Genomic DNA, 22246 nt, shown 5'->3' on the forward strand with positions numbered 1-22246 from the left:
TAAACTTGCATAAATGTCGGAAATACGCTATGATATCCCTATCAACAATATGAGGGATTTCTTTCCGAAGAAGATATTTCTAGAGAGCGCTTACTTTCCACGTGCAGGGCCAGAAGCAATACTGCAGCTCGACAAAGCACAACAACACGACACACAGATACTTGGGGAGGAGTCGCTGACACTTATGGCAGATACAAAACATGACTCACAATCGCACAAACCTGTCACAATCCGCGAAGTCGCAAAACAGGCAAGTGTATCGATGGCAACCGTTTCCCGGGTCCTCAACGGCTCCAATACCGTTGATCCTCAACTCGCAGAGCGGGTACACACTGCCATAGAGGCGCTCAAGTATGAACCGAATAGGGCCGCTCGCGCATTGGCCGGTAGCCGTTCAGCGCTTTTAGGATTGCTCGTCTCCGATATTCAGAACCCCTTTTTTATGGACCTTATGCGCGGTGTTGAGGAGGTCTCCCAGGAAAATGGTTATCTCCTTGTCATTTGTAATACCACTGAAGATCCTCAGAAAGAGGCGCAATATATCAAGATTCTGGCAGCCGAGTCAGTCGCCGGTGCAATCATTGTGCCTTCAAGAGAGCGATTGGACGCACTCACCATACTCCAGGGACGCAATATCCCTATCGTGACAGTAGATAGGCGTGTGCATGATTCCTCCATTGATGCCGTTCTCGTCAACAACGCTTTGGCAGCCAAAGAGGCTACGGCTCATCTGATAGGCAATGGATATCGCCGCATTGGCATCATTACTGGCCCACGATCCGTTACGACCGCCAACGAACGTATACTTGGCTATCATCAGGCATTGCAGGAAGCGGGTATCGTATATGATGATTCACTGAAGTACCGGGGACCATTTAGAGAAGAGACTGGTGAGCGTGGGATACAACGTTTGCTGCAAGTAGATCCTCCGCTAGAAGCCGTCCTGACAGCAAACAATCGTATCACCGTGGGAGCTTTACGTGCCCTCTATGCCAGCCAGAAACGTGTGCCAGCAGATATCGCCATTGTAGGCTTCGACGAGGTGCGCTGGGCTATTCCTGATCTGATCTCCATCACAACGGTCACCCAGCCTGCCTATGAATTGGGGAGAACGGCGGCCCTTCGCTTGCTGCAAAATCTACGGCAACCCAACCTCTCCAGGCAAGAAATTATCCTACAACATCAACTTCTGGTGCGTGCTTCCTCGCAAGCACGCCCGGTGCGTGACATACTCACTGACCTCACCTGAAATAGGTTTCGTCAGGTAGTGTTGCAAAAAAATTTGAGCTGAGAAAATGGAGCGGGCAATGACGGCACAAGAATCATTGCCGCCGAGAAAAGGTGCGTGTTCTGCATCTTTTCCTGGTGAGAGATGTTCGAGTGCGCTTCAATTTGCTGAGTTTTAAATTTTTTGCAACACTACCCGTTTACTTCCCTGCCAATTGGGCCACAACCGGCGCGAAGTCACGCATATACTCGGCGCGGATAACAAGATATGAGACGCCCAGGCGCTCGCGCCAGAGCTGGATATGCTCGACTATTTGTTCGGTGGTTCCGAGCATGACGTAAGGATTGGCAAGCACCTGCTCAACCGTGGCGTCTGTCAGTTCTCTTTCGCGGATATATTGTTCCGCGGCCTCCTGCTGATTTTGTGCCAGGGCCAAGCCGGAGATAAGAATATTCAACTCGATGGACGAAAAACGCTCGCCCGCGGCCTCGCGAATCCACCCGACTTTTTCGGTCAGGGTATCCTCAATATTTTCTGTGGCATCGACTGTGCCATTATCATTCACCTTGATGTGCAGACCAATAACATTGGCTTCGCGCGCGGCCAGGCTCAGGAGTTTTTTGCCACCACCACCCATGACGATCGGCGGGTGAGGACGCTGAATGGGTTTTGGCGTCACGTTGAGATCGGTCACGGTATAGTGTTTGCCGGTGAAATTGACGGTTTCATCGCTGAAGCTTTGTTTAATAATCTTTAAGGCTTCTTCCAGGCGTTCAATGCGTAGTCCGGCACGTTCAAAGGGCACACCAACCTGGTCGTATTCCGGTCGATTCCAGCCCGCTCCAATGCCCAGTTCAAAACGTCCACCGGAGAGCATATCCAGCGCCGCTACCTCTTTCGCGAGAAGGACCGGGTGACGAAGATCGTTGTTATAGACCAGCGTGCCAATTCTCAAGGTTTTCGTCGCGTCCGCGGCTGCCATGAGGGAGGCCAGAGGGAAAAACTCGTTGGTAAAGTGATCTGGCTGTAAGAGGGTAGAGTAGCCCAGATCTTCGGCCTCTCGTGCCCGTGTGATCCATTCTTCGCGGGTAGGGGCGCCATCTGTAATGATGCCAAAGCGAAACGGTCGTACTTGTGGCATGTATCTTCTCCTGATTCCTTTGATACGGCTATGTTCATCGACAATTTTGTCTGCCTGTTAAAATTTTGTCATAAATCATGGCTGTTTGCCAGAACAGTCTCTATCTCAGGTTCAGCTTGTGTCCCGTTTTTCGTCTCGTTAAATGGGTTGGGTTCAGCCTCGATCATTTCCAGTACGGCTTTCTCTTCGACGCTTTGTGGTAAAGAATCTGTCGGAACGGTGTCAATTTGTCAGGCTTGAGCAGCCATGCTATAGTAAGGGAACGTTAATACGCCGTCGTCCATGGCGAGCCACGTGGTCTCTACGACTACCGCTCTCAATCACTGCACACAGCCTGCCAGTGCTTAGGGATCTCGCTCCCAGAGGGTGGCTAGTTCCACAGCGCGGAGCGGAAGGCCGGGCATGGCTATGCGCTGGTAGTTTGTAGATACGAGCGCTCGCGGCCGAATGTGGGTGCGTTTCCCACGCAAATGGCTAAAAAGCCAGCGTAGCGCTACCCCTGCTTGAAGGTGCCAAATTCATCTCTCGCGCCACCTCGGAACACGCCTGGGGAACTTTTCATCGCCCAGCCGGTGGCAGACATCTTTCAGCCGCTCGTAGGCGCCCTGCCATTCCAGATCGGCGAGCGTTTCCTTCAATGGCACATCCTCGCGCAGCGTAGCCAGTTTGCGGAAAAGCAGCGCCTCAGCCCAGTGCTGTGCCAGGCTCTCAGCCAGGCGCGCCGCGCGGCTGGCGCTCAAACCCCAGGTTTGCGGATCTGCAGGGATCGCCTCGAGGTGCTCGTATTTTGCAAGCACGGCTGCCGCGGATTTTTCACCCCAGCCCGGGATGCCGGGGAAGCCGTCGGCCGCATCGCCCACCAGCCCCAGCCAGTCGGGGATCGACTGCGGGCGCACGCCAAATTTCTCCACCACGCCCGCCTCATCGATGAGAATATCGCGGCGGCGGTCCCAGCCAACGATACGGCTTCCAGAGACCAGCTGGGCCAGATCCTTATCCGGCGAGCAGATCACGATCTGTTCGATCCCAGCTTCGTTCTTGAAACGGGCGGTCGCGCTGGACAGGGCATCGTCGGCCTCGAACTCCACCATCGACCAGACCACCAGCCCAAGCGCGGAAACAGCCTCTTCGGCCAGCGGGAACTGGGCGATCAGGTTGGAGTCAACGCCCGCGCCGGTCTTGTAGCTGGGGTACTGGTCGTTACGGAAGGACTCGATCACGTGATCGAACGCGCAGGCCACGTGGGTGATGCCAGGCGTAGTCAAGAGCATCAGCAGGCTGCGTAAAAGGCCCAGCGTTGCGCCGACCTCGCGCCCATCTGGTGCCTTGCGCGGCGGCGCGCCAAAGTGGCTGCGAAACAGCTCATAGGTACCATCCACTAGGTAGATTTTCATAGAATATCTGGTGCTCCTCCCATAATTTCAGAATTGTCCAGCCTCTGCGAAAATAGACATCACCATAGGGCAAGATAAATGATGTCATCTGTATACTTTTAACGATCTGGATGATCGGTGCATACATTGCTGTCTTCGTCGTTTATCTTATCACGAAAGACACATCCGTTGTTCTCATCTGGACGAGCTGCGCCGCTCTGGCTACCATCATCTTCACGTTGTAAATCCCAACATTGAGCGGGAGAAATCTGTATAACGTTGCGGGCCGTTGTAGGCTCAGGAGTCTCTCTCCAGACGGATGTGTCAGAATTGAGAACACAGAAAGCAATCCAAGGTTATTGGGGTTCTTGTCCGCCAACCTTCGGTGTTAGGTTGCCACAACCAGCGTCTGCAAGTTGTCGAGTCGTCGGAGGAACAACTCGCGTTGTTGTGCTAAAGACACCGATTGGTTTATAGTGGTGCGAAACCGGAAGCACTGGCGTACCTCGTCAAATGCCCTACAGAAGTGTGCGGACTACAACAGGATAGGGAAATCTTGTCATTCAGCAACCCTGTTCACATGCAGTGGCGGTTCTCAATGGCTTTGAGGTGCAGTTTTCGAACCAAAAAGACCACCATTTAGGGCGGCTCCAAGTCGATGTCGAAATCGACTCGATCAAAGAGACCTTTGTGACGGTGAAAATCACCTACGGTCTGTGTGACTGGTCAGGGAGTTGGGACGATGGATATGATGGAACTATACGCTTTTCCGTTATAGCTGAATAGGCTTCTTCAGCCTCTGAAGAACAACAGATACTCTTCCAGCGTTTTCTGCAGACGAGCGATGGTACGCGAGCGGGCAAGCTTACGAAGGCGCATTGCCCTCTGGGTGGTTTAAAGCTGGGATGTAAGAGACTATGCAGGAGGAGATTGACCATGGCCCACCTTTGTGGAGGGAGTAAGAGACAAAAGAGAACCACAAAGGAGAAAGCAGATCATGGCCAAAGAGCAACGAACCTTCAGACGCCATGCCGAGTTGTGTGTAAGGGCAAAGAGAGAAAGAGGGACAGGGAACAGATCAGCCTTCGTTCGTTCCCACAAGCTCAAACAGAATGGAAAAAAGAGGGATGGGTATTCGGGCAACTCATCGGAAAAGGCCCAATCTCGATGTTGCCAGCCAGTTTGTCCCCACAGGACAGGATACATGGGTCAATGACAAGTCAGACGGTTTATCGGTCAAAACCGTGTTGTAGTTCATCTGCCAGAAAAGCCTGTGTATGCGGCTGAGCAAAGAGGAACTTTTCCAGCAGAAGCACTTCGTTCTGAAGAAAACAGATGATATGAGTCGTCATCAAGAGATGATACGTACAGCTCCTGAGATAATTTGCCAGCGCTCATCCTGAAACAGCCATACACGCAGATAGCGGCAGAAAGCCTCAAGAGGTTTTCCCTGCAATCGCACCTTTACATGAGCTTTTACTGCAACAATTGCGCTTTCTCCATAGAATTGCATAACTGGTTCTTCGACAAACTCCACTGCTGTCTGAACAACAGCACCAGACGCATGACTTTCGATATCATCGCGTTTTCCCTGTACATTTCCCTCGACATCAATAAACACCAGATCATCATGTATTAGTCGTTCAAGGGCTTGCACATCATTGTTCACCATTGCCTGTTGAAGCTGCTTCTCAGCATGCACAATTTCCTCAAGGGAGTGGTTCACTTCTCTCTCCTTTCATTCGGGCTAACAACACTTGTCTGTCTGTCCCCTTCCTCAAGGATAAATACTCAAAGCAAAGAAGTAAAGAGGAAACCCATGCTCATAGCATACTTTTTACCCATAAGATGGACTCTTACGCAACCTCGCTGATCACAGCGGTGGTATGCTGAGAGTTTACGGTTTTTTCTCCGCTTCTCGGCACGGTTGCGGGATCTTGTTGTCGATGATGCACTTTTCTCGTGGTTTTGTCCACCTTCGGGTTATCTTCGGCACGATGGAGGACGCGAAGTCGGAGCAGGTCAAACTTTGCCCGACCATACATGCTTCGTTTGAGCAACTTGAGTCGTGTGATTTGCCCCTCAGTCTGACCGCTACTCCACGGTAATGTGAGACCAGCAAGGATTGCGTTCTGGTCCTGTCGCACCCCGGCAGCAAATGACTCGAATTCTGGGATGTGGCTCGTTTCTGCCGCTTTTAGCCATGTCTCCAGGTGCTAACCGGTGCGCTCCCGCAGCATCTGGAGAAACGTCTGAACCAACTGATAAGCAGCCTCAATCTCCGGGCTAGCTTGTCTGATCTGGAATAATTCCTCCTGCTCCTCCTGACTGAGATCCACCGATTTCCGCAGAAAAAGCCGGGTGATACGCCCAGCTGATAAACGCTCCAGCGGTCCAGCAGGCACCTGCTCTTTCTCCAGCATGAGTGATCTTTGACGAGGCGCGCGTAAGCGCGCGAGATAGCGATAGAGAGCTTTTTGCGAGCCACGATAGCCTTGGGCACGCAGTTCCCGATACAAAGACGCGCCGTTGTGGTTTCCTTGCTCCCATCGTTTGAGAACCTCGCGTTCATAGCGATCGACCAGGCTGGGTCGTCGTCGCCGACGTTTCGGCTCAGGATAGCTGCCGTGAGCCAGCCAATCTCGAACAGTTCGTTCCCCCATTCCGACGTGCTTGGCAATGTCACTCGTCTTCAGACCCTGCAGATGAAGCGTGCGAACCAGTTCATACCGTTGCTCCCGCTCTGCTTTTCGAGCCAGCCGCGCTTGTTCCTCTCTTCTGATCGATAGGCCGAGCGCTCTTGGGAAGGTTCTCGCAGCGGCTCCTCCTGGTGCCCATTTGCTCGGTTTGCTCGTCTCTGCTCCGCTTGGCACTGGGCCAGGACCGCTGTGAGCGTCTCTGACAGATTCTTGCCAAGATGCCAGCGGTCGGCGACTTGTATGGCCTGAGGTGCCCCTTGAGACGCAGCTGCGGCAAACTCAGCGGAGCGGTCGCGGCTGATCACTTCAATGCTGGGGTGCCTCTTGAACCATGCTGCAACGGTTTCTACTCTGCGATCGGGAAGGATGTCCAGAGGTATCCGCCGTTCGAGATCGCATAGGAGGGTTCCGTAACGCAGTCTGCGCTTCCACGCCCACTCGTCCACTCCAACGACTCGTGGAGGCTCTGGGGCTGGCAAATCACGTTGGCGCACCAGACGCAAGATTGTATCGCGGCTGGCTTTGAGATGAAGCTGTTTACTGACGCGTGCGCCAGCCTGCCCTCCCAGAGCAAATCCGAGCATCTGCAGTGTTTGCTGCAGCCGGATCGTCCGCTGGGCATGGGGAAGTGCCAAGAAAGGAAACCTCTCCGCAAAGATTTTGCGCTGACACGTCTTTTTTGGGCAAAAGAAGCGACGGACTTCTACCAGCAAATGAACAGCTCGTTCGCTGCTGGGAAGGTCATGTAAATGACGGATGTAACGACTTTGCACCCGTTTGGCCACCATACCGCAACACGGACAAGCGGCTGTTTGGGAAGCAGATCGCAGCGTCACCGTGATCTCATCGGCGACCTGAACCTGCTCTACCATTCCGTCAGAAAGATCTGGGAAAATCACCATGGGAGACACTCGAAGAAGCGAAATGGGTAATGAAGGCAGGGAAGATTGTACCTTCTATTTTATCACATTTATGATCAGCGAGGTTGCGTAAGAGTCATAAGATGTCCCGTTTGACGCATATCTGAGAACGCGAGTCCGAAAAACAAGAGCATTTCGTCCTCTCACAAAGGGAGACTCTCTGCAATGGGCCAAAGGACACTTTATAGTTCCTAAATTGGACCAATGTGACGTATATGCGTCAAAAGATCAGCATTTCCTGCTCAAGCGGTTTCTCTCAAGCCGCTTCTCAGGCAGGTCGTAGGACAGGATACACACGAAAGGTGAAAGTAGCAGAGCTTGAACCCTGAAATCATTCCCAAACGTGTTCTCGGTGGAGAGGTACTGAAGATTAGCTCTCTTCAGGAAAGGACTCGCAGAACCTTAGACAGGATATGAGTCAACCTTTAAACCATAATTGGGGGATGTGTGTAAAATCCTTCATACGCGTTTGAATGAAGGCCAGTACAACTTTTCGTGTGTAACTGGGCAGGCCACATCCACGAGTCCTGGCCTCTCCACCCACCACAGGATGCTGATCGTTCTGTGAGAGGGGGAAGGCCCTCCTGCTGGAGCCGCCAAACGGTCCCCATTGTTTCTCCTCTCGACGACCGTGCGAGTCATCCTCAGCGTGTCCCTCTCTGCCGTCTGCCGCAGCCCGCTCCGCGTCCCCTCCGTGCGGGTTACCCTTTACAGAGCCTAGCAGGTCAAGGCCGCGCAGGATGAGCGTGGAGGAGTTGGGGCGTGCTCGTCTTGGCCTTGACCTGCTAGGCTACACTTTTAATACCGCACGGGAGATTCACATGAAATGACATTCCTCTGATGAAAAGCAATTCGCGTATTTGCTCCTGACCTCTCATATGCATTATGATTCGATATCGAGGACGAAACCAGTGTCAAATCACACATGCAAAAAATCACAGCGCTCTTGACAGGGATTCGCCAAAGCCACGTTTTGGGTGTCCGGTTGGGCTGAGCCAATCGAGGCTGAGGGTGCATGGGAAATGGCAGACCAGACGCAGCATGACAAAGATGTTGGAGTCCAGATTCCATCTTGGCGAGTGATAGCTTTGATGATGACCCTCCTCTCATGGGCGAAGAGCGGATTGAAGTGTTGGCATCATAGGCGCCAATAGAGAGGAGGGATGTAACTGCGCAGCCTGGTAGGTGGCTGGGCGGTCTGTCGGGCAGCAGTTGGGACCACTGCACTTGGGACCACCCCGCTCGTGACAAAGGCGATGCGCGTGGCTTGAACGTCCGCAGGGGAAGCGGTGGCTGCCGCGGTATGATTGCCACTGGCCCAGAAGCCCAAGCCACCGAGAAGGATTGCCCCCACAGGGCAAGCACTACAAGCTTGTTCATGAAAACCTCTCTTTCACACGATAGAAATGCAACAGGCCTTGTTCAAAGTATAGTGGCTGCGATCCGTGCGAGCGAGGAAATTTATTGCTCATTTCCCGCAATGATCGTGTCTGGAATGCGCAACGTGCCGAAGGGAGGACAGGGAAGCGTCAGGGAGAGGGAAAGGACCGGGGGAGGTCGTGAAAGCATGTCAACGTTGTCCTGAAAGCAGAATGGTTTACTGCGCTGTGGGGGGGCGTCTGGGATATGAGCGGGGTGTACATCTGAGACGGGCCCATTATCAGCTCTTGAGCCAGGTACCGGCGATCCATTTGCCAAATGGCAAGCCATATACGAATGCCAACGAGGCCTGGGAGATGTTGTTGCAAGCCTCCAAACATGCGCGGTATCTGGGGTTGGTGGATCCGGCAGCGATCATTGACCGGAAGAACCCGCAGACGCGGGTGTACACCGCGCCGAGCGAAGGCGTTTGCAGCGAAAGATTGAGGCTAGTGCTCGGTCACGTGATGGCGCAGCGGAGCTTCCTGCCGAGAATGTTGTGTCGTTGTTTCGGGAGAGAGGAGCAGGAGGTGCGTGATAGGTCCTGGGGAGCTAGACCGGGGCAGAAGCGTTGCTATATACTATTGCTATTCCCCCGCGAGCAAAGAGTTTCATCCATAGTATTGAGCGTGAAAGAGCGAGTTGTTGCGAACCGCTCTTTTTTTGCTGGTTGCGAGCAGGCGGGCATGTGAGAGCGAAAAAGGGCAAGTATCTGTCGCAGAGGGAGCCTGGCACGTCTGATGAACGGGATAATGACCCGGCCCATTTTTGGGCCTATATCATCGCGGCCCTACGTGTGCATTCTGGCGTCGCTTCACAGCGTCAGCTAGAACCAGGCGAAACAGCGTTGACCATGCTCTACTCTCCTCAGCCAACAGGGGTCGTGGAGGTGGCATCGTGTGTGCTTAGGGTTCGCTCAGACCCGCCTCTGGCTTTCTGAGGGCAAGCTAGACGCGGCAAAACGCTGGGTGGCTTACTGCGACCTTGATCCACAGAGCCGCGCATTCTACACCGATCCGGCGTCCATTGAACATTTCATGCTGCCTCTCATACAGGTCTATTTAGCGACAGAGAAAGATAACGACGCTCACGAACTGCTGACTTCATTGCTTCTCCATGTGGAGCGAAACCAGGATACATGGAACTTGATACATATCCTGGCGCTACAAGTCCTCGTGTGGCAGACTTCCGGCGAGTTTGCGCGAGCACAAGAGTGCGCGCTCCATCTGCTCCAATTGGCCGAGCCAGCAGACTACCTCCGTGTCTATCTGGATATAGGCGATCCTATGCAACAGGTGCTTCAGAAGATTCTGTGTGAAATTGATGCGCCACTGAAGCAGCAACACATCCAGATCCCTCTCGATGCTCTTAAGGCGCTCCTCTTGGCCTTCGAGCAACAGATGAATGGTCAGCACATCCTTGTGGGCCACCCTCCTAGCTCATTTTCCAGGTCATCTCTTGCCACTCTCACCGCACGTGAACAAGAGGTGTTACATCTACTGGCACAGGGAGCCACCAACCAGGATATTGCTAATGAGCTTGTCATTGCATTGGCAACGGTGAAGAAGCATGTCACGAATCTATTGAATAAACTAGGAGCTGAGAATCGCATACAGGCCATTGCTCGTGCTCGCGATTCCAGGCTCCTCTAGCACAATCAACATCGGCATCCCTTCTCCTGCTCTACTTCTTCAGGATTATTATACTTCCACCCCCAACCTTTGGGACATTTACACCTCAAGAGGTATTCTTTCGGCTACCAACGAGCACACCGCTTTTCTCTATACTCTGCATAAGCAAGAACAAAAGTGAACATCTTACGGTTCACTGCTTAGCAGAGCATATTCCTGGTGCATGACGAGAAGCAGAGAGAAGAAGGAAACCATTGTAATGAGATACCGACTTTTAGGAACAAGTGGTTTGCGCGTCTCAGAAGTCTTTCTTGGCGCGATGACCTTTGGCGAGGAATCAGGGCCGGGCGCCTCACTAGAGGAATCCCGCCGGATGCTAAACACTTACGCTGAGGCTGGCGGCAATGTAATTGATACAGCCATCAATTATAGAAACGGCGAAAGCGAGCGCTTTGTTGGAGCGCTACTCGAAGGGCGCAGAGATCGCTTTGTGCTTGCAAGTAAATACACAGTGACACGCGACCGTGAAGACCCTAATGCCGCTGGCAATCACCGCAAGAATCTTATGCACTCCCTTGAGAGCAGCTTGAAGCGCTTACGTACCGACTACATTGATCTCTACTGGGTGCATATTTGGGATCATCATACTCCCATTGAGGAAACTCTGCGTGCTCTTGATGATGCTGTACGAGCAGGAAAAATCCTCTACGTGGGTATTTCGGACGCGCCAGCCTGGATTGTTTCACGTGCTAACACACTTGCCGAATGGCGCGGTTGGAGCCCGTTTGCCGCTTTGCAGGTTCCCTATCACCTCCTCAAACGCGACATCGAGCGCGAGTTATTGCCTATGGCTGAGGCATGTGGAATGAGTGTCGCCACCTGGGGACCGCTCGCCGATGGTGTGCTTTCAGGGAAATTTACGCGCGCTGGAGGCGTTGAAGGGCGAACACGTTTAGCACCCACTGCGATCAGCGAACGTGCCCATACCGTTGTCCGCGTGGTTCAAGATGTGGCATATCAGCTTGGCGTTACTCCCGCTCAAGTAGCTATTGCCTGGATACGCAGCCGTTCACGGGCCATTCACCCTATCCTTGGAGCACGCAGACATGAGCAGTTGGTGGAGAATCTAGGGGCGCTCACAGTTGAAATTCCCCCAGAACTGATGACCCACCTGAATACCGCCACGGAATTTGACCCTGGTTTTCCTACCAATTTTATCAATGCCACCGCACCTTGGATCTATGGAGATAAGGGGCAACTCGTTGATGGGCGCTTATAAAGAGATTTGTTGACGGGCGTATGACATTCACACGCGCAGAACGAGGCATTGCGCGTCTTGAAGCAGAAAGGAGCATGATTGTGACACAAGCAGAGATACAAGCCACTACCGAAAGGATAGACACCCTCACACCCCATATCGTTGTACGAGACGCAGGGAAAGCCGCTGAATGGTATAAAGAGGTCCTGGGGGCCGAAGAACGGGGGCGAGTTCCTGTTCCGGGTGGTAAGTTTATGCAAATTGAGTTATGGTTTGGAAACTCAGCGGTGATGCTGGCTGATGAGTTTCTCGATGCGGGTATTTTCTCGCTCTTAGCAATCGGGGGAACGCCAGTTGTTCTCCACCTCACAACAAAGAAGGTCGAAGCGCTCTGGCAACGCGCAATAGATGCGGGGGCTGTGATCTTACAGCCATTGCAAGAACAATTCTGGGGCGACCTGCATGGGCAAATCCTTGATCCGTTTGGCTATCGTTGGAACCTCGCGCAACATCTACGAGATGTTCCTTCCGAAGAGATTGCACGTATCGCAGCCAGTATATTCGGTGGTCAAGCATAAAGGTTGCTTATGATCTCAATGAGAAGAGCGGTCACGTTTTAGGGCGCACACTTGTCTTCTCATTGAGATGCTCAGTAGAGTTGGTCAGCCAGGCACTTTCGATGGCCTTGCTGCGCCGCAATCCGCCTGCCGAAATGCTCTTGCACTCTGACCAAGGCAGCCCCTACACCAGTCACGGCTACCTTGGCAAGCTGCTCGAACGAGGCATCGTGGTCAGCATGAGTCGCACGGGAGATTGTTACGACAATGCGGCCATGGAAAGCTTTTTCAGCACCCTCAAAGGCGAGTGTGTGGATCGCACGCGGTTCGCCACGAGGCTCGAAGCCAGACAAACGATCTTTGAATATTTGGAATGTTTTTACAATCGGGTTCGCCGACATTCCACCCTCGCGTATGTGAGTCCGGTGGAATTTGAACAACAGAGACGCTAGTTTCCCAGTTTCTTCTCTCCCCAAAAGTCCTGCAAGCCCATCATAATGGTATGGTGTTGTATCGATGAGATCCACTTGAATATAGCAATGAAGCAGACATTCTGGCAAGAGAGACAGCCTGAATATCCTATTAATCTTGAGATACACTTCATCTAAGTGCCACGTATCTCCCGTTTTTGGGCGAAGACGTTTCAGTTGATTGGCATACACTTGGCCAAATTTTAGACACCACTGCCTGATGGTCTCCGTAGGTTACCACAACCCCGCGCTCAGCCAGAATCTCTTCAACATCACGGAAACTCAAGGAGAAGCGGAAGTACAACCAAATGCAATGGCCAATAATCTCAGCTGGGAAACGAAAGCCTTTGAAGAGGGATGGAAGTGCTTGTGTTTTCATGACTGTCAGTCTACCAGAAATTGGAGACGCTCAGCAAGTTGACAATACCAAGGGAAGACTCCTGGTGTTGAAGTGTCAGGGGAATGCCTGACTCCTCTCTAAGGTGAGAGAGGAGTCAGGAAGGAGGCAGACAGGCAGGCAGTGTCGTAATGAAGGTGTTCCTTAGAGTGTAAATTTGCGAATTAAGTGGGCGGATTCTGACTAAATCTTGACAATTAAATGGGCGGTAGAACGGGCAGCAGAGCACAAAATTTTTGCTCCCCATCAAGGCGACGTTTCGAGATCTCTCTGTAAGCCGATTCATATTGATTGCTTGCTCTCCCATTTAATCATCAAAATTTTTAACAATCCGCCCACTTAATTCGCAAATTTACATCTAACCAGGCAAACATGGATGCCAACTCGAAGCTAAAAACAGCGAGTCGGCATCCATGTTTATGCTCATCTCTAACAGCGAACGTTTAATATTGACTTGTATCGGCGCATGGGGTCGCTGTCGAGATATAGATGTTTGTCCAATCGTCGGGTGGAATCATGCTCTGCGCGTTATCCGCAATACCAACCACACATGGTTTACGCACAATCACGCTTCCTACCTGGACAGTCGGCAGCCATACCACATCGTTGACAAGCTGCTGCTCCGCCTGATTGTACAGTTTCATCCGCTGCGCTTGATCCTGAGTGCTATCAGCCTGCTCCATTAACTTCTGCGTCTCTTGCTGCTGAGATGCGTTAGCAGAATGATTCTGTCCGTAGTTAACTACGTTGTTGGGTGATCCCTTATCGAACTGCAGTGTCAGCCAGTCCTGCGGATCAGGATAGTCGGCGACCCAGCCCAGGGCAAACATCTGCACACCATTGGGGTTATTCAGCGCCGCCGGAACATCGCTTAGCAGCTTTCCGTAGTCAATATCATTGAGTTTCACCGAGATACCCAGCACACTCTGCCACATCTGCTGGACGGCCTGGAGCTCATTGCGTGTATCGGAGCTACCATTGGTCGCGACCGTGAAAGTCACCGATGGGAACGTCGAGGCGGTATAGCCCTCATCCTTCATGCCCTCCTCAAGCAACTGTTTCGCGAGTTTCGGATCACCCGCGGGACTCTTAACGCCAGCCGGTCCCGTGAGGTCCGCATCGTAGCCCGGCATCCCCTGTGGGACAATATGATTTGTCGCGATAACCTTGTCTTTATACGTATTATGCGCCAGTGTTTCTTTATTGATAGCTAAAGCAAAAGCCTGGCGAATCTTAATGTTGTTAAACGGTTTAACGAGATAATTCATCCCATAATACGTAATCCACAACTGGGGAATGGAATGGAATTGCCCCTCGGGCAAGGCTTTCGCGGCATCTATATGCGCAGAGGGAACATTACTCTGGTCGACCTGCCCCGTCTGATAGGCCTTATAGATCGTATCCGCCTGTTTATAGAAGGGAATGACAATCTTCTTCAACTGCGGCTTGGGACCATAGTAGTGCGGATTAGGGACAAACTCGATAGCCTTTCCATGCTCGTACTTGGAAACCATAAACGGACCGGCCCCGCCAATACCCTGGCTGAGATGGTCTACAAAGTTCAGGTCGCCATACTTCTCAATCATGCCCTTTTCTATCACGTACGAGCACGAATACGTCAGTTCTTCCAGGAAATAAGATGCCTTTTGAGTCGTAATAATCACCACCGTATCAGGATCAGGCGTAAGAATGCCATCACCAATGATGGTCTTCACTTTGCCCGCAGCCAGTTCTGGCGCGCCTTTAATCAGCCCCATATAGGTCAGAGCCACGGCAGACTTTACCCTGGGCTGGAGGGCGCGATCAATGCTATACGCGACATCGGCAGAGGTCAATGGGGTACCATCGCTAAACTTGAGGTTGGGGCGCAACTTAAAAGTCCAGATGAGGCCATCAGACGAAACGGAGTGTGAGGCCGCGAGCTGATCGTGTATCTGCAACTTATTATCAAGCTGGAGCAGACCAGTGAACACCAGGTCGATAGCGGCAATAGAGCCCCCATCAGTCGAGAGCGCGGGGTCAATCGTCTTGAGATCATTACCACTGCTAGGCCAGATGAAGACTTGCTTACTATCGTCGGCCCTGGTCGTTGATACAGCCCCTTGCTGTGCACCACCACAGCCTACGAGCAGGAGCGTGAGCAGACAGAAAAACGTTGGAAGAATGCCCTTCACAAATTTCGTGCCAGATCGCATAAATACATTCTCCTGTTCTTTGTGCTATAGAGAGAATGACATGTCGTAAGGTCGCCCATGCGAATACTTGTGCTTACAATCTGAGAAAGCAATCCAAACATGTCCAAAAACATGGAAAGCACTACAAATTACTGTATGCCTTTCCTTATTTTATCGTTTCAAAAACATGCATGTCTTGTGAAAACGAGTTGTTAATAATGCTGATTTCTGCATAACGCTATGCTGCTACATTCGCGTTGATTGGTGCGGAAAGATGGCAAGAGAACGTTTCGGCTCTGGCAATAGCACAACAGGAAGAGACACAGAAGTGGATGGTGTATTCTATAGAGAAAAGCAGTGTGGAGGTTCGTGTGTGCCTTGCAGCATACATGAACCTCCACACTGCTTTCCAGATAACAAACACAGCGGGTACGAGAAGTAATATCAGAAGATGTTACGCAATTTTTGCGCAAAGCGTGTTGGTCGGAATGTAACACGAAGCTATGTGATCTCGATATTGCCTTTCCCACCATACGTGTCCCACCAGGCGCTAGCATGGGTGGTCAGCACCCTATTAAGCGCCTGGATATTTTGAGCGCCATGCTCCGCTAACCAGTACTCCAACGCTTTCACACCTTCTCGCGCAAATACCTGAATGCTCTGCTGCCAGGTGGCTCGCCCACACAGCACACCCGCAAATTTCGCTCCCGCTTCGGCGGCCAATTCCAACATTTCGCAGAACACCTCGTTATTGATACCCGCGCTCAAGTAGATAAATGGCAGCTTCGTTGCATCGGCGGTCTTCCGTAAGTGCATTAACGCTTCCTGGCGTGTATAGGCTGCCTGACCGCCAGCAAAGGCGCGCGTTTGCGCCACAAAGATAGGGTTTATTGGCAATTCGACCTTGAGCACGTCCACACCATAGCGAGGCTGTGAAAACTCCTCCATGGTACGCGCAACATAGAGGGGCTTCTTCTTCGCAAACTCCAGCCCCTTCTCGTCCCCTATTGCGTTATCGTATACTAGCGGCTCAAGAAAAAAGGGTATATCTAGCGCGATGCATTCGGCACCAATGCGCTCAACATAGGCCTGCTTGATGGCATTGATCCGCTCTTTGTCGAATGGGTTATAGTAAAGAAGAATTTTGATAGCCCTGGCTCCGGCCTCGACGAGACGACGTACGCTCCACTCCAGCAGGAGATCAGGCAGCCGATCTCCTGTGCTGTTATCGTAGCTCGACTTTTCATAGGCCAGCATTATAGCCTTATCCTGAGGATCATGCATCAGGCTATACTCTGGATCTAAGAGTATAGCGCTGGCATATGGGGATAAAACCTTTGCTACCGCTCCTTTGAAGGCTTGCATATCATGTGCCGTTGCCTCCGCTCCGCGCGCTGTCGCAATGGCTTGCAAGAGATTCTGGCGGTGGTCAACTGCCAGCGCGGCAATACAACCGTACTCATTAGCGCAGGCGTTGAGTCCCTCGAATTTGCCTTTGCTCATTCTCACTGTCATTGCGCATCCCCTTATCTCATTTTATCAATAGAAATGGGTCGTCGTTCATCCAGCGAGCGGCGTGCCGCCAGAGCCAGGACCACCGGGGCGCGCCCATCTTGCTCGTTGACGGGCACAGGTTGGTCGTGCAATACAGAATCGACAAAGGCCGTCATCTCCAACAAGAAACTCTCGTTATAGCGTTCGAGGAAGAAATGTAACGGAAGGTCGCGCCGAATGCTCTGCCCATCGCTGATAATGGCCGTATTGGCATACTTATTATCAATACTAATTGCACCGCTACTTCCCAGCAACTCTACACGCTGGTCATAGCCGTAGGAAGCGTAGCGGCTATTATTAATTGTGGCAATGGCGCCATTGGCAAAGCGCAACATGACCACCGCCGTATCCACATCGCCCACCTCTCCAAGCGCAGGATCGTGCATGACACCCGCCATGGTGAAAACTTCCTCAACCTCGCTATCAATCAGGAAGCGAGCCATGTCAAAATCGTGGATCATCATGTCAAGAAAGAGACCACCTGAGACCCGAATATAGGCCAGCGGCGGCGGCCCTGGGTCGCGGCTGGTGATGTTGAGGATCTGAGGGCGACCGATTTCCTGACGCTCCAGGGCCTGTCGCACACGACGATAGTTCGCGTCAAAGCGTCGATTAAAGCCAATCTGTAATTTCACTCCGGCAGACGCTACTACTGCGACAGCCTGATCTATGGAGGGAAGATCGAGGGCGATAGGCTTCTCACAAAAAATATGTTTGCCAGCCTGCGCCGCCTCTTGAATCATACGAGCATGCGTATCCGTTGGCGAGCAGATCACTACGGCTTGAATATCTGGATTTTCCAGTATCGCCTGGTAATTCTGTGTGGCATAGGGTATCGCAAAGCGCCGGGCGCATTCCCTGGCGGCCTCCTCGTTCGCGTCGGCAACCATGAGCAGGCTAGCCATCGGAATGTGTCTGGCCAAATGTTGAGCGTGTAATAAACCAATACGCCCGGCACCAATCAGGCCGACCGTCAAGGTGTCTACTGACATAAGGCTCCTCTTCCTCTATTACAGCCCGATTGCCTTCAGATAGGCCCGATTGCGCTGAGCGCTCTCTTTAGGACTCCCCATACCAGGCAGAACGTCCTGCTCAACGACAATCCAGCCATCATAGCCGCGTCCGTGTAGCCAGTCGCGCACCACCTCAAATGGGACGCTGCCCTGCCCCAGTTCGCAAAATACCCCATTGCTCACTGCCGTAAAATAATCCCAACCTTCGGAGCGCGCTTGCCGGGCAACCAGAGGATGACAATCTTTAAAGTGGACGTGCTGAATACGCTTCCCAAAGCGCTCAAGCCCTTCCAATACCCTCTGGCCATCGATGTCCCCTGAACCATAGAGGTAATGCCCGGTATCAAAGACTAACCCTAAGAGTTCGGGATCAGTCATATCCAACAAGCGCTCAATCTCCTGTGGTGTCTCGACGTAGCCAGCACAATGATGATGGAAAGCTGTTGGCATGCCAGTCTCCTCACGTACCCTGCGCGCAATGCGTTCAGCTCCACGGGCGAAGGTAGTCCATTGCGCCGCGCTCAACCCCATCTCGTTTGTGACATGCCCCGCATTGTGAGTACGCTCCGGCTCTGTTCCATTGGCATCAGCGAGAATAAGGAAGGGCGACTGATCTTCCTCCTCGGCCATGGCGGACAGCAGGCGGGCGACCTTGAGCGCCTCGGCTTCTCCAACGGCATGCATACGCGCATCTTTCAGCGCCACCGGTACAAACGCACCCACCATACTCAGGTTGCGTCGCTTCAACTCTAATTGCAATTGTGCGGGAACAGTGGGCATAAAGCCCCAATCGCCAAGTTCGGTCCCAACGTAGCCTGTATCACGCAGTTCATCAAGCATTCGCCCGTAGGTGATACCTTCGCCCTTCACATCGTCAAATTCGAGTGCTCCCCACGAACAGGGGGCGTTAGCAATACGCATCTTCGTCCCTCTCACGTTTCTAGAACTCTAGAACTTGCGTGACCACTCGCAAGGCCAACGCTCAACTACGACCTTCTTCTCGGTATAGAACTCAATGGCATCGCGCCCCTGAGCGTGCATATCGCCGAAAAAGCTATCCTTCCAACCCGTGAAAGGGAAGAAAGCCATCGGGGCTGCTACGCCCACATTGATACCGATATTGCCCACACGCACCTCATAGCGGAACTTACGGGCCGCGGCGCCGCTACTTGTAAACAGGCAGGCCATGTTTCCAAACGGAGAGGCATTGATCAGCTCGATGGCGGCATCGATATCCTGAACATGTATCAGGCTGAGGACAGGCCCAAATATCTCGGTACGCGCAAGCTCACTTTGCGGCGCGAGATTATCAAGTAGTGTCGGGCGTACGAAATACCCGCGCTCATAGCCTTTGACCTGTGTATTGCGCCCATCTACAAGCAGTTCCGCGCCCTCCCGAGCGCCCTTCGCGATAAGCGACTCGATACGTTGCTTGCTCTCAGGGGTAATGACTGGCCCCATCTCAACCTCTGAATCCAGGCCAGATCCTACTTTGCGTTGCACTGCCGCGTCTGTTAGGCGTTCGCGAAACTCTGTCCGGGCTTCGCCCACCGTAATCGCGACCGAGGTAGCCAGGCAGCGTTGCCCGGCGCAGCCAAACGATGAGTCGGCAACGATACGTGTAGTCATCTCCATATCGGCATCGGGAAGCACAATAACGGTATTCTTCGCGCCTCCCTGGCATTGAGCGCGTTTTCCATTGGCTGCCGCCCTGCTATAGACATACTTTGCCACAGGCGAGGAACCCACAAACGAAATAGCGCGTACCAACGAATGATCGAGCAGCGCGTCAACGGCCTCTTTGCCGCCATTGACCAGGCTCACGACCCCCGTTGGCAGGCCAAGTTGGTCAATCAGTTCGAAGACGCGCGCCATCGTCAGTGGCACTTTCTCCGATGGTTTGAGGATAAAGCAGTTACCGCAGGCGATAGCATAGGGTAGGAACCAGAGCGGGATCATACCGGGAAAATTGAAAGGTGTTATGGCGGCCACCACTCCGACTGGCTGACGAAACATATGCTCATCAATGCCAGAGGCGATATCCTCAAGGTTATAGCCCATCATCAAAGAGGGAATGCCTGTCGCGACCTCAACATTCTCGATGCCGCGCAAGAGTTCACCCTGAGCTTCCGCCAGCGTTTTACCACACTCCTGCGTGGTCAAATGGGCAATCTCTTCGGAATGCTCTTCCAGAAGCTGCTTGAACTTAAAGAGGTATTGGATGCGCTCGGTTGGGGGTGTACGTCGCCAACCGTCAAAGGCGGCCTGGGCAGCCTGTACGGCCGTATCTACCTCGTCAGCAGGTGAAAGGGGCACATGCGCCAGGAGCTCATCTGTCGCAGGATTGCGTACTGGGAGATATTCAGCGGCTCGCGAGTGTGTCCACTGGCCGCCAATATAGTTCATAAGTTGACGATGCTGTGTCATACCTGTCCTCCATCCCTAGTAGGGTGTTGATGATGTAGCGTTTCAAGCTCGGCCTCAAATTCTTGCGCAGCCTCCGCTAGTTTTTCGCCAGCTCCGGCGTCGATACGCGCGAACTCAGCCAGTTCGTGACTCAGTTCCTCCAGTTCTTCACCACCTGCCATCATAGAAACGACCTCATTCCTGCTGATTTCGGCTTTTGTGAACGTTCCCTGGCTGCGTCCACGGTTGAGCAGGGTAAAACGGTCACCGATCGGATAGGCGTGGTGAGGGTTATGCGTGATAAAGATCACTCCCAGTCCACGCGCACGCGCCTGGGCAATGTAGCGTAATACCACGCCAGCTTCCTTGACGCCCAGTGCCGCCGTAGGCTCATCCAGAATCAAAACCCTGGCTCCAAAGTAAACAGCACGCGCAATAGCGATGGATTGGCGCTCTCCACCAGAGAGCGAACCTACAGGCTGGCTCGTATCGCGTATATAGATACCCATCTTCGCCAATTCGTCGCGTGTCAGGTCATCGGCGCGAGCCGCATCAAAGCGCTTGAAGGGTCCCCAGCCTCGCGTCGGCTCCGAGCCAAGGAAAAAGTTGCGCGAAATACTCATCATCGGGATCATCGCCAGGTCCTGGAATACAGTCGCGATACCCGCGTTGAGGGCATCTCGCGGCGAATTGAAATGAACCTCTTTGCCCCTTACCAGATAATGCCCATCGCTTGGTTGATGCACACCTGAGAGGATTTTGATCAGTGTCGATTTCCCTGCACCATTATCGCCAAGCAGACACATGACCTCGCCAGCACGTACACTCATGGAGACGCCTTTTAGCGCGATGACACTGCTAAAGTACTTTGAGACATTTTGCACTTCGAGCAAAGGAGTATCGTTTGCCTTCATCGACGCACCTCCATTGCATATTTGCGCACATAGCGGTTGAGCAACACTGCCAGCAAAAGCAGTAAACCAAGCACTACGCTATTCCAGTCGGCATCCACACCCGCGAAGAAAATGCCCTGGCCCACAATACCGTAGATCAATGCCCCAAAGGCGGAGCCGATTGCCGAGCCATAACCGCCGGTCAAGAGTGTGCCACCAACGACCACGGCAATAATTGTGAGAAATTCTTGATTCTGTCCGCGCAGGACGTCAGCTCCGGTCGCGTGAACTGCTTGAATAACTGCCAGCAAGCAGGCAGCAAGAGCCGTTCCTATAAAGAGGAGGATCTTTACGCGCCTGACTGGTACCCCTACGTTACGCGCTGCCTGAGCATCGCCTCCAACGCCGAAGATCCAGTTGCCGAATGGAGTACCCAGCAGCACCCATGTTGCTATCGCCGTGATTGCCAGCCACCAGAGAATAGATACTGGGAACTGAGCATCGCCAATCGTAATGCTGCTGTCGAAGACGACCCTGGCCAGTTGATAGCCCGCGGTCTGGTTCAAGCCACCTACCTGGGTAAGCCCTGTCAACGCACGTGTGACGCCTATCGTTGTCCCGCGCAGGATAAACTGAGTTGCCAGGGTCACGATGAACGAGGGCAGGCCGGTACGCAGCACCAGGTACCCATTGAGAAATCCCACCAGTAAGGCGAGCAGCATAGCGACCAGAATAGCGAACCAGATATTCCACCCCAACTGCACCGATAAGATCGTGACGACCATGCCAGAAACACCGATAATGGAACCGATTGAAAGGTCAAACTCTCCGCCTATCATAAGGAGCGCAACGGGAACAGCCAGAATGCCTAATTCAGCAGATACAGTCAGATAGTTTGCCGTGCCTGCCAGAGTGAGAAACCCGCTATCGCCAGCGATAATAGCGAAGAAGATCCAGACAGCAATTGAGCCTCCAATGGCTCCCATTTCAGGGCGAACCAGTAACTTACGCCATACACTCACGCGCATGACACGTTCATCAGTATTGACCTCGCGCTTGCTCGCGGCCCCTCGAGATACACGCATATGTTTCCTCCCAAATGGTATGGTTGGA

The 22246-nt window shown here is 52.8% G+C and carries 18 protein-coding genes and 4 pseudogenes; 6 read left to right on the top strand and 16 right to left on the bottom strand.

The features are described 5' to 3' along the window. The first annotated feature begins 184 nt into the window (after positions 1 to 184). Positions 185 to 1249 (top strand): LacI family DNA-binding transcriptional regulator, encoded by a 1065-nt coding sequence (locus JMJ04_RS23920; protein WP_201372940.1) that lies wholly within the window; start codon positions 185 to 187, stop codon positions 1247 to 1249. 178 nt (positions 1250 to 1427) lie between these two features. Here JMJ04_RS23920 and JMJ04_RS23925 read toward each other — a convergent pair whose 3' ends face one another. From JMJ04_RS23925 to JMJ04_RS23955, 8 genes and pseudogenes are all read right to left on the bottom strand, one after another. Beyond that, positions 1428 to 2369: a TIGR03621 family F420-dependent LLM class oxidoreductase gene (locus JMJ04_RS23925; RefSeq protein ID WP_201372941.1), complete on the bottom strand. Its 942-nt coding sequence runs from the start codon at positions 2367 to 2369 to the stop codon at positions 1428 to 1430. A 518-nt stretch (positions 2370 to 2887) separates the two neighbouring features. After that, positions 2888 to 3763 carry a 5'-3' exonuclease gene (locus tag JMJ04_RS23930; protein ID WP_201372942.1) on the bottom strand — a complete coding sequence of 292 codons (876 nt, stop codon included), beginning with the start codon at positions 3761 to 3763 and terminating at the stop codon, positions 2888 to 2890. Positions 3764 to 4130: 367 nt separating this feature from the next. After that, positions 4131 to 4277 (bottom strand): annotated as a pseudogene (locus tag JMJ04_RS48840) (IS6 family transposase); the annotation flags it as partial. 816 nt (positions 4278 to 5093) lie between these two features. Further along, positions 5094 to 5468 (bottom strand): nuclear transport factor 2 family protein, encoded by a 375-nt coding sequence (locus JMJ04_RS23935; protein ID WP_201372943.1) that lies wholly within the window; start codon positions 5466 to 5468, stop codon positions 5094 to 5096. 265 nt (positions 5469 to 5733) lie between these two features. Then, a pseudogene (locus JMJ04_RS49495) lies at positions 5734 to 5946 on the bottom strand (transposase); the annotation flags it as partial. Positions 5947 to 5958: 12 nt separating this feature from the next. Continuing rightward, a complete protein-coding gene (locus JMJ04_RS23945) occupies positions 5959 to 6405 on the bottom strand; it encodes a transposase (protein ID WP_201372944.1) in 447 nt (148 codons plus the stop codon). Between the two features lie 29 nt (positions 6406 to 6434). Further along, positions 6435 to 7343 carry an ISL3 family transposase gene (locus JMJ04_RS23950; RefSeq protein WP_201372945.1) on the bottom strand — a complete coding sequence of 303 codons (909 nt, stop codon included), beginning with the start codon at positions 7341 to 7343 and terminating at the stop codon, positions 6435 to 6437. 1156 nt (positions 7344 to 8499) lie between these two features. Further along, the gene (locus JMJ04_RS23955; RefSeq protein ID WP_201372946.1) at positions 8500 to 8715 is read right to left on the bottom strand and encodes a hypothetical protein; all 216 of its coding nucleotides are present in this window, start codon (positions 8713 to 8715) and stop codon (positions 8500 to 8502) included. A 753-nt stretch (positions 8716 to 9468) separates the two neighbouring features. On the opposite strand from JMJ04_RS23955, the gene JMJ04_RS23960 reads away from it, so the two are divergent. The 5 genes and pseudogenes from JMJ04_RS23960 to JMJ04_RS23980 all read left to right on the top strand — a co-directional run. Beyond that, a complete protein-coding gene (locus JMJ04_RS23960) occupies positions 9469 to 9720 on the top strand; it encodes a hypothetical protein (protein ID WP_201372947.1) in 252 nt (83 codons plus the stop codon). Beyond that, positions 9680 to 10432: a helix-turn-helix transcriptional regulator gene (locus JMJ04_RS23965; protein WP_201372948.1), complete on the top strand. Its 753-nt coding sequence runs from the start codon at positions 9680 to 9682 to the stop codon at positions 10430 to 10432. The genes JMJ04_RS23960 and JMJ04_RS23965 overlap by 41 nt, the downstream gene beginning before the upstream one ends. A 238-nt stretch (positions 10433 to 10670) precedes the next feature. Beyond that, the gene (locus JMJ04_RS23970; RefSeq protein WP_201372949.1) at positions 10671 to 11690 is read left to right on the top strand and encodes an aldo/keto reductase; all 1020 of its coding nucleotides are present in this window, start codon (positions 10671 to 10673) and stop codon (positions 11688 to 11690) included. A gap of 80 nt (positions 11691 to 11770) precedes the next feature. Next, on the top strand, positions 11771 to 12247 hold the full coding sequence (locus JMJ04_RS23975; RefSeq protein WP_201372950.1) for a VOC family protein: 477 nt from the start codon (positions 11771 to 11773) through the stop codon (positions 12245 to 12247). Between the two features lie 80 nt (positions 12248 to 12327). Then, positions 12328 to 12678 (top strand): annotated as a pseudogene (locus JMJ04_RS23980) (IS3 family transposase); the annotation flags it as partial. Positions 12679 to 12807: 129 nt separating this feature from the next. Here JMJ04_RS23980 and JMJ04_RS46830 read toward each other — a convergent pair. The 8 genes and pseudogenes from JMJ04_RS46830 to JMJ04_RS24015 form a co-directional block, all read right to left on the bottom strand. Beyond that, positions 12808 to 13075, bottom strand: a pseudogene (locus tag JMJ04_RS46830) (IS6 family transposase); the annotation flags it as partial. A gap of 461 nt (positions 13076 to 13536) precedes the next feature. After that, positions 13537 to 15288 (bottom strand): peptide ABC transporter substrate-binding protein, encoded by a 1752-nt coding sequence (locus JMJ04_RS23985; protein ID WP_201372952.1) that lies wholly within the window; start codon positions 15286 to 15288, stop codon positions 13537 to 13539. Between the two features lie 480 nt (positions 15289 to 15768). Further along, entirely contained in the window at positions 15769 to 16782 is a 1014-nt protein-coding gene (locus tag JMJ04_RS23990; protein ID WP_201372953.1) for a tagatose 1,6-diphosphate aldolase, read from the bottom strand. An 11-nt stretch (positions 16783 to 16793) separates the two neighbouring features. After that, positions 16794 to 17813, bottom strand: a complete 1020-nt coding sequence (gene iolG / locus JMJ04_RS23995; RefSeq protein WP_201372954.1) for an inositol 2-dehydrogenase — start codon at positions 17811 to 17813, stop codon at positions 16794 to 16796. Between the two features lie 18 nt (positions 17814 to 17831). Further along, positions 17832 to 18755 (bottom strand): TIM barrel protein, encoded by a 924-nt coding sequence (locus tag JMJ04_RS24000; RefSeq protein WP_201372955.1) that lies wholly within the window; start codon positions 18753 to 18755, stop codon positions 17832 to 17834. 27 nt (positions 18756 to 18782) lie between these two features. After that, positions 18783 to 20261: a CoA-acylating methylmalonate-semialdehyde dehydrogenase gene (locus JMJ04_RS24005; RefSeq protein ID WP_201372956.1), complete on the bottom strand. Its 1479-nt coding sequence runs from the start codon at positions 20259 to 20261 to the stop codon at positions 18783 to 18785. Then, on the bottom strand, positions 20258 to 21154 hold the full coding sequence (locus tag JMJ04_RS24010; protein WP_201372957.1) for an ATP-binding cassette domain-containing protein: 897 nt from the start codon (positions 21152 to 21154) through the stop codon (positions 20258 to 20260). The genes JMJ04_RS24005 and JMJ04_RS24010 overlap by 4 nt, the downstream gene beginning before the upstream one ends. Then, positions 21151 to 22218 (bottom strand): ABC transporter permease, encoded by a 1068-nt coding sequence (locus tag JMJ04_RS24015; RefSeq protein WP_201372958.1) that lies wholly within the window; start codon positions 22216 to 22218, stop codon positions 21151 to 21153. Before JMJ04_RS24015 ends, JMJ04_RS24010 begins: the two co-directional genes overlap by 4 nt. Positions 22219 to 22246 lie beyond the last annotated feature (28 nt).

The sequence above is a fragment of the Ktedonobacter robiniae genome, assembly GCF_016587375.1.
Classification (GTDB): domain Bacteria; phylum Chloroflexota; class Ktedonobacteria; order Ktedonobacterales; family Ktedonobacteraceae; genus Ktedonobacter; species Ktedonobacter robiniae.